The organism is Paenibacillus rhizophilus (assembly GCF_003854965.1).
In the GTDB taxonomy this organism is placed as follows: domain Bacteria; phylum Bacillota; class Bacilli; order Paenibacillales; family Paenibacillaceae; genus Paenibacillus_AQ; species Paenibacillus_AQ rhizophilus.
In genome coordinates this window covers 682,177-695,159 of the sequence record NZ_RQPI01000001.1, presented here as the reverse complement: position 1 = coordinate 695,159, position 12,983 = coordinate 682,177, and the positions used below count along the sequence as shown (strand labels likewise).

Below are 12,983 nucleotides of genomic sequence, written 5' to 3'. Positions count from 1 at the left end.
GGCTGATGTTATCTGTCGCCCGCAATCCGCAGGATCCAGTCTTTCAGATCAACGATTCTGGGTGACTTCGGCTGCAAATCCGTTCCGGTTACAATAAGGGGGACGACGGAATCCACCTCATGCAGCGAACCGTGTGCTCCTCCTCCCCGATGGGTGGGAGAGCTTTCGCCGGCCAGCTCGTATCCCGGTTTTACCGTAACGACGATATATTGCCCTTCATGTGAATGGAGCGCTCCGTACAATCGGGCGAGCACGTCCGGGTATTGTCCGTATTTGATCCGATGTCCACGAAGCGAAATGTCCGCGAGACCGGGATCGCCGGAGAGCGACCATTTTTGGCCGTATTCATCTGAATAAGGTCCTCCCGGGCGATAGGATAATACATTTTCGCCTTTTCCTCCGCCCGTAAGCGCAACTGAATGATCCCGCTTAACCGCTATGATGTCGAGCTTTGCTTCGGTTTGCAAACCTTTTACGATCCCGGAAAGCTTTAGACCGGGCGATATAGCGTAAATATAGGCCATCCTTTCGTTAGCGGCGATGACGATCTGGTCGTCTTGCCCGACGGGCCGGTCGAGCTTGGCAATTCGGTAACCGTTTAGAAGAGGGCGAAGATCTACTTTGAATTCTTCCCTATTTTCCAACACATCGCTTTGAGCGCTGTCTCCTAGAATAATCCAGGTGGTTGTTTTTACCGCTTCCTCCCATGATCCGTACGCATCCAGTACGTCTCGCAGCGCCCGGTCGGCCCTTTCGATTCCTTTAGTCGCCATGGAGCCTTTTCGGTGATGAACGCTGTCGTTTCCCGGAAAATATCCAATTGTGACTTCCGGAAGCTTCCCATTCTTTACGAGAAAAGCAATGTCCCGGGCTGTGAATTTGTCGTTCATCCCATATTTTTCCCATAAAGCTGTATGGTTGGCATTTCGCGGGTCAAGGTGAGCGAAAGCTGCAAGCGAAAACAGCTCCGGAGCGGTTATTTTATAATGATCCGGCAGCCGTGTGGTATTCGCCATCGATTTGGGTACGCGCAAATCGCGTTCTTTTTTACCTCTGAAAATAACTGCGTTGATCGAAGCCGAATGTTTGCCCGATTCAGCCAGTTCCTCATGAATGGTCTTCACTTTCTTGCTTAATTGAACCTGATTCATTTGATAGACGCTGTCCGTCAATACTTGCAGTTGGTCAATCTTCAAAGCTTCTTTTGGCCCATTGCCGTAAAAGATCATCCGCCTTTCCCGGTCACTGTACCATACAAGCCCAGGAACATGATGCCGATCCGCATACACACCCGTTAACAAAGTGCTGTCAATCGTTACGGACATGGTCGGAAATGAACTGATAATTCTGGGATAGTATCGCCCGTGATCAATCAGATATTTCAGGGCGGGCACCCGATCTTGTTCCAACGCTTCCTGCAGCGGCTTGTTCATCAGAGAGTCAATAATAATGACTACAACTGGCTTTCCGCTCACTGCTTTGGCCTTAAACTCCGGTTCGGAATGTACATCAACGTCCGTTCCCGAATTCACCCGGCACCCGGTGAGAGACATAATTAAAGCCAAACCGATTGTCAAAACAACGGTTTTTTTCCTGCCTCCCCCCATTACATAGGACATTCTACTCAACTTTACACCTCATCATTTTTTTTCGAATAAATATAAAGATGTCCATTTCAGGATGTGATTATGTAAAATTTTATTGAATTTTTCCCGGTTTGGAAGGTTAGATTATTGTCGTTGACTTCAAAATCAGGAAAGATGGTGGCTCCTTTTGAATACTTCGTCTTCACCCGTGCTTTATCATAGGCTAGTCCGTCCGAAATGGTTTACCAAGAAATATATACACAATCAAATTGCACCCCGATTCGCTTTCAACGATAAAATCGTGCTTGACTTTGGTTCCGGTACAGGCGCCAATTGTTCGATGTTTCAGCCGATCCATTATCTCGGTATCGACCCGGACGCAAAACGGATTCATTACGCGAGACGGTCATATCCGAATTACAAGTTTCATGTTCTTGAAAATGGCAAGCTTCCTGTAGATAATGAGTCTGTCGATTACATACTCATCATCGCTGTTTTGCACCATATTTCATCTGCAGAAATTGCCGATTACATGAAGGAATTTAAGCGGATATTAAAACCGGACGGAAACATCATCGTTATGGAACCTTGCATATGCAAGAAAAATCCGTTATGCAATTGGTTCATGAACTTCTATGACGATGGCGAATATATCCGGAGAGAAGAAGAATACATTCAATTGTTTCGTGAGAATGAATTTACTTCGCAGGTAATCAACCGGTTTCGAAAAGGTTTCTTATATCATGAGTTGTTTTTCACGGCAAACCTCAGATCAACCTGACAAGAGGGGAGATTGAACCGTTGCTTTGGATCGTTGGGGCTCTCTTGTTGTTTATCATCCAAATTGCGTTCGTGATCTTCTTCGAATATCAACGTCCGAACAAAGCGATGGTTTGGCTCATCGTCTTGTACATCTTTCCGGTCATCGGTTTCCTGTTGTATTTATTTGTGGCGAAAGAATACAACCGCACCCCTGCTCTTTCGAAGAAAGAAATCGGGCATTGGAACCGGTTAAAGGCAGAACTCATGGATCGATGCCGACAGCGAGCCCTGACAAATCTTCGCGGGGAGACCATTCACCAAGACGACAATTTGCATGCATTACTTGGCAACATTCCTGTCGCCCCCATTACCGCTTGTAATGAAACGACGGTATTTGCCGAAGGAGAAAGCGCCTTTGAAGCGATGCTGGGTTCGATTGCCGCATCCGAGCATCATATCCATGTGGAGTTTTACATTCTCCGCGACGACCGTCTCGGTGCCCGGTTTGAGCAATTGTTGATTCGAAAAGCGCAGGAAGGGGTTCGAGTGCGGCTTTTATATGACGGGATCGGCAGCCGCCGGTTAGGAAAGGCCTATTTGAAAAGGCTGCGGGACGCGGGGGTGGAAACGGGATGCTTTTTTCCTCTGCTGGCCTCTTTCTTCAATAGACGGCTCAATTATCGAAATCACCGTAAAATTGTGGTGGTGGACGGCAAAATCGGTTTTTTCGGCGGCTTGAATATCGGGGATGAATACTTGGGAGAAGATCCGAAATTCGGCTACTGGCGGGATACCCATTTCAGCATTAAAGGCGATGCGGTCCTTTGGCTTCAATATACATTTTTAACCGATTGGCATTTGGTCACAGGGCAATTCATAGCCGATCCCGTCTACTATCCGATTCAGGAAAGCCGGGGTAAGGAGCTTGTGCAAATTGTAAAAAGCGGTCCCGACGAGACGATCCTGGAGCTTATATTCTCCCTCGTCGTTTCGGCAAAGCAACGGATATTCATCGAGACGCCCTATTTCATTCTCGATCCCGGCGTCTTATTGGCTCTCAAAACGGCTATTCTCAGGGGAGTCGACGTACGGATAATCATACCGGGGGTTCCGGATAAAAATCTGGTTTATTCCGCTACGTTGTCCTATGTCCAGGAGCTGCTGCGGGCGGGAGTTCGGTTTTTTAGCTATCAAAAAGGGTTCATCCATGCCAAAGTGATAATTTCCGATAATTTGGCGTTCTCCGGCAGCGCAAATATGGATATACGCAGCTTAAGCAACCAATTTGAAATCAATGCGCTCTTTTACGATGGGGAGGTCGTTGAGCGGCTGGTACAGGATTTTCATCGGGATCTTGGCGTGAGCGAGGAGATTTTACAGTCGAATTTCGAGAAGCGAAGCAGGTTTCAAAAATTGAAATCTGTTTACGCCCGGTTGCTGTCGCCGTTATTCTAGGTAACCAGGCCAATTCCTCGATTTCCGAAGCCGGTTGGAGCTGATCCTCGAATGCTGAGCTGTAGAGTGCAGCTTACCTTTCGGGCGGATCGAACAAACGGGTATAGAGCAGATGGTTTGAATATTGTTTCTAGGCAACCACGCGAATGATGTTGGCCCAAAATATAAACTAACGGGACACGTTAATTCAATAAACTAGCGGCAGTCTAGGACTTTATTTCCTTCGGACGCCTTCCGCCCAATTTGAAGACTAAAATGCCGCCGACAATGATCAGAACTCCGACCAGTTGTTGAAAGGTGAAGGGAACCTTTTCCAGGCCTAACCAGCCCTGCGAATCCCATAATAAAGCACAACCTAGCTGTGAGATCAGAACGATGGAGATTGCATACGTAGGACCGAGCTGCCTGATCCCCAGTGTAAGACAGATGACCACTCCCACTCCGATCGCACCGCTGATCCAGTACCAGGGCTTCATATTGAGCAGGTTAAACAGTTGTCCTCCTTCAAAAATCAAGCCAAACGTCAGAGAAGCCGCAAAGCCCATCCCCAGCACCAAGGTCGTTGTGGCCCATGAACCTGTCCGTTCGTTGACCTTCGTGTTAAAAATATTTTGCAAACTGACCAGTGAACCTGCGGCAAGCGCCAATAAAAGGCCCTGAATCATCAATTCCCCCTCCTATTCGTATATATTTTGATCAGCCAGCGCGCTTAGCCCTTCCTTGTCTTTAACGACAATGAATCCGTTGCTCCGTTCAATCAGGCCTTCCGCTGATAATTTTGTAATGACCCGATTCAGATGCCGGTAGCTGGTTCCGATCCAATTGGCGACATCGGTCAGGCTGAATGTACTCAGTTGTCCTTGAAATCCGGCATCAGCGGATTCATCATAGGTAACGGACAGCAAATAGCTGGCCAGACGCACTTCGACCGGATGCAAGATATTAAAGCTCAAAAAGTTGGATTTCATATAAAACTTCCGGGTGATGACATCCAGCAAAAAGTTCAGCAGCGGTGCATAATCGGCGGCGTATTTTTTTAAGAAACGATAAGGAATGCCGATCATATGGACAGGCGATACCGCCTCCACCGTATTGATAATAGGTATTTCCTGGATATATTCAATATCCCCGATGACCTCAAGCGGCGTTTTGAAAGAGAGAATTAACGTTTTGCCCTCCGCCGAGGTGGTGTAGACTTTGATTTTTCCCTTGACCAGTACATAAAGGACTTCCGAAGGTTCTCCTTGGGAACAGATCCATTCCCCTTGATCAAAACGGTACAGCGACAAATGCGGCATCAGCGGTTCGTTAAACACGGTTTCCAGTTGATGAGTACGCAAAAAAGAATGCAGCTGCTCTCGATCCGTCACTTCTTTCATGATCCTGCTTTCACCTCAAAATTTAAGAATGATTACACCGGCAATCATCAACCCCAGGCCGATGAACTGCGGCAGCTTCATCTTCCGCTTCATCACGCTGAACCACCCGTTCGTATCGATTAAAAAGGTCAGACACAGCTGGGCAATTAGCAGAGCGGATATGGTAAATGTAACTCCGACTTTGTGAATCGCCGTGACTTCGCTGAAAATAATGACAGCCGCCATCGATCCGCCTATAAGATATAACGGTTTGACCTGCTTCAACCCCTGCCGGTTTCCGTCTCGAACAACGAGCAGTATCAATAAAGCCATCAGGAATCCGGTTAACTGGGTAACCGTTGCCGCTTGCCATGTCCCAATATCCTGGCTGATCCTTGAATTGGCTACTCCTTGCAGCGTAATAAAGGCTCCGCCCAAAAATGCAAATAACAGCCCTCTCATTTCTTTTACCTCTCTTCTGATGTTAACTCTGATCCTAATTAAATGATATCTCCGATTTTTTGGGAAGGACATATGTCCTAAATGTTATGAGAAGAGAGAAAACAGGCCATGAACCACATTAATGTGATCCATGGCCTGCATATTGCGTGTAACCAAGGTTTCGTCAAATAACGGCATCGAGTTCATCCTTGGAAGGCTGCCCATGAGGATTGAACACTTCCACGTAAACACGGGTCGGAATGCAAATAATCTGCTGATACGGTTTGGAGATAAAGCCCATATCCAGCGCGATACGTTTCGGCGCGTCCGAGTAGATCATCTGAATTCCATAATTGAATACCTTAAGCGTATTATGGCCGAAGCCCGTTTTGATATCGATGATTTCCACTTTATCCGTTAAGGCGACGTTCTTGTACAGCTTGCCGTTCACCGTAATCCGAGCCATCAGATCTCCTGGCTTGTATGCGCTATGGTCCATCTGGAGCCATTTGAATCCGTAAATTGAACCGGCAAGCAGCAGTCCCAGCAATATGATGTATAGATCTCCGCGTTTCACTTTAAGGATTACCTCGCCTTGTTTAGATAGAAAAACTCGTCTTCTTCAATTCCTCCGTGCTAAAGAGGATGTCATACTCCGAAATGCCTTCCTGCCTTATGAAATGTTCCGCGATTTTCCGCACGGCCGTTTCATCCGGACCATGAATCATGGCATATAGATTATAGGGCCAATCGGGATGAGCCCGGCGCTTGTAACAGTGACTGACTTCCGCATAGCCGGCCAGCCTTTCCCCTGCCTCCGGAATACGCTCCGCGGGGAGCACGCTGACAAACAGGCCATTGGCAGTAAATCCGGCTTCCCTGTGTCTAAGGACGGCTCCGATTCTTTTTAATGCCCCGCCGGCCTGAAGGGCCTGCAAGCGTAAGAATACCTCTTCCAAACTGAAGCCTGTCTTACGGGCAATTTCAGTATACGGCTCGGGTAACAGCGGCAGATCACCCTGAAGCTCACGAATCAGATGCAAATCCGAACTCTCGATTTCTTGGTGCTCCTTATAGAGGCTTAATGTCTTATTTCCAACCTGACCGGGTGTCATAGCCGAAGACGCAGCCATTTCTTCCATATTGAGAAAAACCTTCAGCTTAAACACCTGCTCGGCGGGAAATTCATACAGCTGCGGCCGACCCGCCGCCTCACGGATTGCTTCAAGTATGGCTCCCCGTTCCTCCTCCGTTCGGGCGGTCAGTGTGAACCACATATTCAACCTGCTGTGCCTTCGGTAGTTATGGGTAACGCCTCTAAAGCTGTTGACGACAGCGGCTGTAGGATAAAATAGAGATTCTTCCACTCTCATCGCATACAAGCAGCCCTTAAACCCTAGCCCGGCCGGATTAAATATCCCGCCGATCCGCCGGATAAATCCTTCTTTCTTCAGCCTTTCCAGCCTTTCCAACACATCTTCCTGTTGTATTTCCAGTTCTTCCGCAATGAGCCTCCAAGGGTGTCTGACCAGAGGAAGCTCGATTTGCAGCCGATTCAGCAGCTTTCTATCCTTCACATCCAGTTCCAATGCTTCCCCTCCCCGGCTTACAGCGCCGCCGTTCTTTTGTAACACCACGGCTCTTCTGCCATGAAATTGCCCCCGCTGTAATAGTACGATCGGGCACGGCAGCCGCCGCAAATATTAACATCGGGACAGGAGCCGCATGCTCCCTCGTACTCCATAAAGTTCCTTAAATCCTTAAATACCGGATTGTCCCTCCATATTTCATCAAATGGCTGCTCACGGACATTCCCTACCTTGACCGGCAGGTAAGGACAAATATGGACTTCGCCGTTCGGCAGCACCGAACAATACGCAACCCCGGCGAGACAGCCGCGTGTATAACGCATATCCAGGCCCATGCTTTTGGCCAGCGGCATGAACTGGGGAGCGCATGTCGGTTTGATTTCAAGCGGCGATGATTTTTGTTTAGCCAGAACGCTGCGCAGAACCGAATAATAACGCTCCTGTTTCAATCCGTCCTCCTCGATATTTACGGCCCGTCCAGTCGGAACGAGAAAAAATGGGTGCAAAGAGGCGACATTCAGCTCCTCAGCAAGCTGGGCTAACTGGTCGAAATCATCCATATTGTCGGCGGTCAGCGTCATGTTGATCTGCACCCGGAGTCCGGCTTCACGGGCATAATGGATGCCTTGTACCGCCTGCTGCCAGCCCTCGGGCGCATTTCGGAACCGGTTATGATGCTCCGGCGTGGCGCTGTCGATACTGATGGCAATCCCTCCAAGGCCCGCTTTCTTCAACTCGGCGGCTTTGGCGGCGGTCAGAAGGGTGCCGTTGCTGCCGAGCGCGGGGCGGAGTCCGATACTTGAAGCGTAAGCGATCAATTCGCACAGATCGTCGCGGATCAGCGGTTCGCCGCCGCTCAGTATGAGCAGCCGGAATGCGGCTGCCTTGATCTCATCAATAAGCTGTCGTCCTTCTTCCGTCGTCAGGTCATCTTCGACAGACGAAGCCGGTCCGGAGTCGCGGTAGCAGTGTTCGCAGTACAAATTGCATCGTTTGGTCACATTCCAGGATACGAGCATAATTGTTCAGTCCCTCCCCACCGTTGATATGATTCCAATCTTTCTATTCGATTTCTATTTCCCTATACGAATCCTATTTCCCTATACAATTCCAATTTCGCGGTCGGTTAAATAACAGGACGGGTCCTCCGCCCAGAAATCACCGCTAACCGAAGCGCGGGCCCGGAAGTTACCGTTGCAGATATCAAGCCAATTACATTCCCGGCAGCGTCCTTTCAGCAAAGGTTTGCGATCACGAAGCCCCGCCATGACCGGGTGCGCCGCATCACGCCAGATTTCACTGAACTTTTGCGTGCGGATATTGCCGATTTCAATATCTCTGGTGAACTGGTCGGGATAGACATTACCGTGCCAATCGACGCAGCCGATGGCCACTCCGGACCGGTTGCCTCCGTTTCGCCGAAGCAGTCCAAGCAGTTCTGCCGCGCGCTCGGGGTCTCGTTCCATCATCCACTGGTATAAGTAGACTCCATCCGCATGATTATCGACGGTAAGCAGTTCCACCTGCTTGCCTTTATGGTGCAAATCGAGCGTTTTGGCCATAATCCGATTCAGCGCATCGCGTGACTGCTCATGGGTCACATCCTCCTTCTGGAGAGCGCTCCCGCGGCCGGAATACACAAGATGATAGAAGCAGGCCCGGGGGATATTTTCCCGTTCGATTAGATCAAGGATTCCGTCCAGGTCGCCGTATGTATGCTTGCTGATGGTGAACCGGACTCCTACCTTTTGGCCGATAGACAGGCAGTTGCGGATACCGGCCAGCGCCTGTTCAAAAGAGCCCTTGCGCCCCCGGAATTCATCGTGACGTTCTGTAAGCCCGTCCAGACTGACACCGACATAGCCGACTCCCGCTTCTTTTAACATTTTCGCTTTGTCTGGAGTTATAAGTGTGCCGTTTGTAGATATAACCGGTCGCAGCCCTTTACTCGCCGCAAAAGAAATCAGATCAAAAATATCCTTGCGGATCAGAGGCTCACCGCCGGAAAAGAGCAGGACAGGCACATGGAATGCAGCCAGGTCTTCAATAAATTGCTTCGCTTCTTCTGTTGTCATTTCATCGGGGTCCTGGGCTGGGCAGGCATTGGCATAACAATGTTTACAGCTCAGGTTGCAAGCCCGTGTCATATTCCAGACGACGACCGGCCCTCTCCCTGCGGAAACGCCATGCGGTTTCGCTCCCTGCTTGATTGCATAGCGCAGGTCATCCCCTTCTCCCTTCATACCCGTCAGCAGTTTCGATAAATTAATCATTGAAGGCCCTCGTTTCCCTGGATTTTGATACAATCCTAATCATGATACCTAATTTCCCAAAAGCAGGATATGCGCTTTTTTCTTGATCATGCGCCGTATTAGTGCTAATTCGGGTTACCCCAACACAAGAAGAAACGGCTTCGCCGTCCTTTTAGGGACGGTACCGTTTCTCGTAGAAATATAAGACAAAATGATAAGCGCACAGCTTATACATTCTTATATTTAGAAAAAGCCCGCAAAGCTGCGGGCCGCAATAATGGGTTGCATCGTTATGAATTTTTCTTGCCAAGAGCCAATTCTATAATCATAACGACAAGAACGAGCAATGAAATGAGCTGTTCCAGACTCATTACGTCCGCCTCCATTCCCTTTAAAGGATGGCTGTTCGGACGGTTTTCCTCTCCCAAGGACAATTGCTACGTTCCCCCATAAACCAGAATATGAGGCGGCGCTGGCAGATATTCGGACTTATGAAGCAGACTCAAACATTTGCGCCAGCTCCTGAGCCCGGCTAAACTAGATTTGAGACTTGCAGCACAGATTCGATCATCGACCATAACCTCCAATGGAAAGGATGAAGAAATGGCATGCAATTTGCAAAACTCGGAAAAACCGGGCTAGAGGTATCCCGCTTGGCTTTGGGGTGCATGAGTTACGGAGATCCTGCACGCGGCAACCATGAATGGACACTGAATGAGGAGCAAAGCCGCCCCTTTATCAAAAGAGCGCTGGAGCTCGGCATCAATTTTTTCGATTCCGCCAATATCTACTCGGATGGATCGAGCGAGGAAATTGTCGGCAGAGCGCTGAAGGATTATGCAAGCCGGGATGAAGTCGTGATCGCGACCAAGGTTCACGGCCAGATGCGCAAGGGCCCTAACGGGAAAGGCTTATCCCGCAAAGCGATTCTGTCGGAAATCGACCACAGTCTGCGCCGGCTGGGGACGGATTACGTCGATTTGTATCAGATTCACCGCTGGGACTACGAAACGCCGATTGAAGAAACGATGGAAGCCCTGCACGATGTCGTTAAATCGGGCAAAGTCCGTTATATCGGAGCTTCCTCCATGTATGCCTGGCAGTTTCAGAAGGCATTGTTCACCGCAGAACGAAACGGCTGGACTCGGTTCGTCAGCATGCAGAACTATCTGAATCTGCTGTACCGGGAAGAGGAACGCGAAATGCTTCCGCTGTGCGAAGAAGAGAATATCGGCGTCATCCCGTGGAGTCCGCTGGCGCGCGGGCGGCTCACCCGGGACTGGGAAGAGACGAGCAATCGTTCGGAGAGTGATATCTTTGGCAGATCGCTGTACGCCGCCACTGAAGACGCCGACCGCAAGGTCGCCGCAGTCGTCAAGGAAATCGCCGAAGACCGCGGTGTTCCCCGGGCGCAAATCGCGCTGGCCTGGGTACTCCAGAAGAAGCCGGTAACCGCACCTATTATCGGAGCGACCAAACCTCATCATTTGGAGGATGCGGCGGCGGCTCTGGAAATCCGGCTGACCGATGAGGAAATCCTGAGGCTGGAAGAGCCGTATGTGCCGCATCCGGTAACGGGGTTTGCGTAAGCAGAAGTAGGTCTGTAAATAGAAACGGATGCCAAGCCCGTGTGGGCCGCATCCGTTTTTTTCTGAATCCACTTATTAAAACAGCAAATCCTGCGAGTAATTCTCTCCCTCAAGCATGTCGTACTCCACCAACCGGTAATCGTTCAGCAAGTCCTGCTGCTCCGCGGTCAACCCGGTGACGACGCCGGAGGAGCCGATTAGCACACTTTTGCTTAATCCGGGAAGCTCCACGTTTACCTTTTCCAGCAGCTTGTAGTAGGCCGGCATCTTCTGCCCCGACAGCTTAAAGACCGTCGGTCCGAAGAATGCGGGACTGAGTGTGCCCAAAGGCTGCTTACCGATATCGAAATTGGCCATAACCATCAGCTTCGTTTCGTGCTTCAGTCTGGGATTGGCGTCCCAGCCGGCCTGTGTATAGATATCCGCCGACAGCGCAGGAAGATGGTCGCCCCAGAATACGACAACTGTAGGCCGCTTCAGCGACTTCAGTTCCTGGGCCAGATAGGCGAGCGCCTCGTCGGTCAGCTTCGTATCCTGGACATACGTTTCAAGCTCGTCCTTCCGTTCCGGCTTTACCCCGTTAACCGTAATCGTGTTCGGTCCATTCGAGCCTTTGACGAACGGAAAATGATTCTGCATCGTAACGAGGTGCAGGAATGTCGGCTGATCGGAGCTCTCCAGCTCGCGAACGGCCTCTTTCACGGCGGCCATATCGGAAATGTACCCGTCCGGCGTAATCCGCTCGGCGTTTGTCATCTCTTTCTGGGTAGTGAATTGATCAAAACCGAGAACCGGATAAACCTTGTTCCGATTGTAGAACGTTTCATCGAACGGATGGACCGCGAGCGCCCGGTATCCCCGGTCTTTCAGAATGCTGACGATCGAGGGCAGCGAGGACATTTTGACGATGCGCTGCTGGTAAGGGATGGAGCCGTCTTTCAGAAAATACATCGACAAACCCGTCAGCGCCTCAAATTCGATATTGGCCGTATTGCCCCCAAACTCGGGTGACAGCATATAGCCGGACGGTGTATTGTTATCCTCTTGATGAATGAACTTCAAAGGGTCTTCGCTGAATGTCAAAGATGGAAGCCGGGTCGGATCAAAGAAGGCCTCGTCCATCATGTACATAATGTTGGGACTCTCAGCCGGAGCAGCGGAAGTGCTGCCGTCCGGCATTTCGCTGTACTTTTTGGCGATTTGAGCAATGGCTTCCTTACTGTAACTATCCGGCTTGTCCATCAAATTTTGCTTCAGGTTGCCTGTAAAAGCGAACAAAAAACCGTTCTGAGTATAATTCACTTTCTGGTTCCAGTAAATGTTCTGATAATGGATAGAGGTCGCAAGCGTCGAATGGCCGTCGACCATCATGATAAATCCGGTAATCACGGCGGCCGATAGAACGGTAAACACCGCCCGCAGCGCCAGTCTCATTCTGACCTTTGGCAGCTTGCGCAGAAGAAAGATCAATCCCGCAATAAGTACAACAGCCAGGACAAGCACAAGCGGCGAAATCATTCCCTTGGTAATCTTGCTCATCTCCTGAGCGTTCTTGACCAGCATCAAATCCCACGGGAACAGCGGTTCCCCGGTCGTGGTAAGCTTCTTGTAATCGGCGATGCCCAGAATGGCACATGCTATAAAGGCGAGCAAGGAACCCGCATACACGTTCGGAATGACCGCCGCAAAGGCGAGCAGCACAAAGAAAAAGAACAGGCTGCCGAACACATAAAGCCAATAGAACTGCGATATCCAATTCAGTACGCTTCCAGCATCCATCCCAAACGAAGCGGCCTGCATAATAAAGTTCAGTATAAATCCGCCGATCAAAAATGACAGCAGCATGATTCCCAGCCGTTTGCCGGGCAGATAATGACGCACCCTTACCCTCTCCTTTTCTTTTCTAAACAATCAGTATACGCCACTTTTCTTAAAAAGAACTTAAAAACCA

The 12,983-nt window shown here is 49.8% G+C and carries 13 protein-coding genes; 3 read left to right on the top strand and 10 right to left on the bottom strand.

Features of this window, described 5'->3' with window-relative positions; all coding sequences use genetic code 11:
* Positions 1-8: 8 nt before the first annotated feature.
* Positions 9-1,577: an alkaline phosphatase family protein gene (locus EH198_RS03295; protein WP_425464150.1), complete on the bottom strand. Its 1,569-nt coding sequence runs from the start codon at positions 1,575-1,577 to the stop codon at positions 9-11.
* 217 nt (positions 1,578-1,794) lie between these two features.
* On the opposite strand from EH198_RS03295, the gene EH198_RS03290 reads away from it, so the two are divergent.
* Positions 1,795-2,367: a class I SAM-dependent methyltransferase gene (locus EH198_RS03290; protein WP_246014071.1), complete on the top strand. Its 573-nt coding sequence runs from the start codon at positions 1,795-1,797 to the stop codon at positions 2,365-2,367.
* 20 nt (positions 2,368-2,387) lie between these two features.
* Positions 2,388-3,803: a cardiolipin synthase gene (gene cls / locus EH198_RS03285; RefSeq protein ID WP_124694104.1), complete on the top strand. Its 1,416-nt coding sequence runs from the start codon at positions 2,388-2,390 to the stop codon at positions 3,801-3,803.
* A gap of 206 nt (positions 3,804-4,009) precedes the next feature.
* Here cls and EH198_RS03280 read toward each other — a convergent pair whose 3' ends face one another.
* The 8 genes from EH198_RS03280 to EH198_RS24485 form a co-directional block, all read right to left on the bottom strand.
* Complete coding sequence (locus tag EH198_RS03280; RefSeq protein ID WP_124694103.1) at positions 4,010-4,468, bottom strand: DMT family transporter; 459 nt, start codon at positions 4,466-4,468, stop codon at positions 4,010-4,012.
* Between the two features lie 12 nt (positions 4,469-4,480).
* Entirely contained in the window at positions 4,481-5,182 is a 702-nt protein-coding gene (locus EH198_RS03275) for a Crp/Fnr family transcriptional regulator (protein ID WP_124694102.1), read from the bottom strand.
* A gap of 15 nt (positions 5,183-5,197) precedes the next feature.
* Complete coding sequence (locus tag EH198_RS03270; protein WP_124694101.1) at positions 5,198-5,623, bottom strand: DMT family transporter; 426 nt, start codon at positions 5,621-5,623, stop codon at positions 5,198-5,200.
* A gap of 163 nt (positions 5,624-5,786) precedes the next feature.
* Positions 5,787-6,179 (bottom strand): NusG domain II-containing protein, encoded by a 393-nt coding sequence (locus EH198_RS03265; RefSeq protein ID WP_246014070.1) that lies wholly within the window; start codon positions 6,177-6,179, stop codon positions 5,787-5,789.
* A gap of 22 nt (positions 6,180-6,201) precedes the next feature.
* On the bottom strand, positions 6,202-7,191 hold the full coding sequence (gene ahbB / locus EH198_RS03260; protein WP_185702731.1) for a siroheme decarboxylase subunit beta: 990 nt from the start codon (positions 7,189-7,191) through the stop codon (positions 6,202-6,204).
* 17 nt (positions 7,192-7,208) lie between these two features.
* Positions 7,209-8,210, bottom strand: a complete 1,002-nt coding sequence (locus EH198_RS03255; RefSeq protein WP_124694098.1) for a radical SAM/SPASM domain-containing protein — start codon at positions 8,208-8,210, stop codon at positions 7,209-7,211.
* Between the two features lie 81 nt (positions 8,211-8,291).
* Positions 8,292-9,464, bottom strand: a complete 1,173-nt coding sequence (locus EH198_RS03250; protein WP_124694097.1) for a radical SAM/SPASM domain-containing protein — start codon at positions 9,462-9,464, stop codon at positions 8,292-8,294.
* 269 nt (positions 9,465-9,733) lie between these two features.
* Entirely contained in the window at positions 9,734-9,877 is a 144-nt protein-coding gene (locus EH198_RS24485) for a hypothetical protein (RefSeq protein ID WP_158442591.1), read from the bottom strand.
* Between the two features lie 174 nt (positions 9,878-10,051).
* Here EH198_RS24485 and EH198_RS03245 point away from each other — a divergent pair, with 174 nt between their 5' ends.
* Positions 10,052-11,032 (top strand): aldo/keto reductase, encoded by a 981-nt coding sequence (locus tag EH198_RS03245; RefSeq protein ID WP_124694096.1) that lies wholly within the window; start codon positions 10,052-10,054, stop codon positions 11,030-11,032.
* A 75-nt stretch (positions 11,033-11,107) separates the two neighbouring features.
* Here EH198_RS03245 and EH198_RS03240 read toward each other — a convergent pair whose 3' ends face one another.
* Positions 11,108-12,913 (bottom strand): LTA synthase family protein, encoded by a 1,806-nt coding sequence (locus EH198_RS03240; RefSeq protein ID WP_124694095.1) that lies wholly within the window; start codon positions 12,911-12,913, stop codon positions 11,108-11,110.
* Between the last annotated feature and the right edge of the window lie 70 nt (positions 12,914-12,983).

Coding starts and splice junctions, on each gene's coding strand:
- EH198_RS03275 (WP_124694102.1), bottom strand. CDS start 5,182: ATGAAAGAAGTGACGGATCGAGAGCAGCTGCATTCTTTTTTGCGTACT.
- EH198_RS03280 (WP_124694103.1), bottom strand. CDS start 4,468: ATGATTCAGGGCCTTTTATTGGCGCTTGCCGCAGGTTCACTGGTCAGT.
- EH198_RS03250 (WP_124694097.1), bottom strand. CDS start 9,464: ATGATTAATTTATCGAAACTGCTGACGGGTATGAAGGGAGAAGGGGAT.
- EH198_RS03270 (WP_124694101.1), bottom strand. CDS start 5,623: ATGAGAGGGCTGTTATTTGCATTTTTGGGCGGAGCCTTTATTACGCTG.
- EH198_RS03255 (WP_124694098.1), bottom strand. CDS start 8,210: ATGCTCGTATCCTGGAATGTGACCAAACGATGCAATTTGTACTGCGAA.
- EH198_RS03245 (WP_124694096.1), top strand. CDS start 10,052: ATGCAATTTGCAAAACTCGGAAAAACCGGGCTAGAGGTATCCCGCTTG.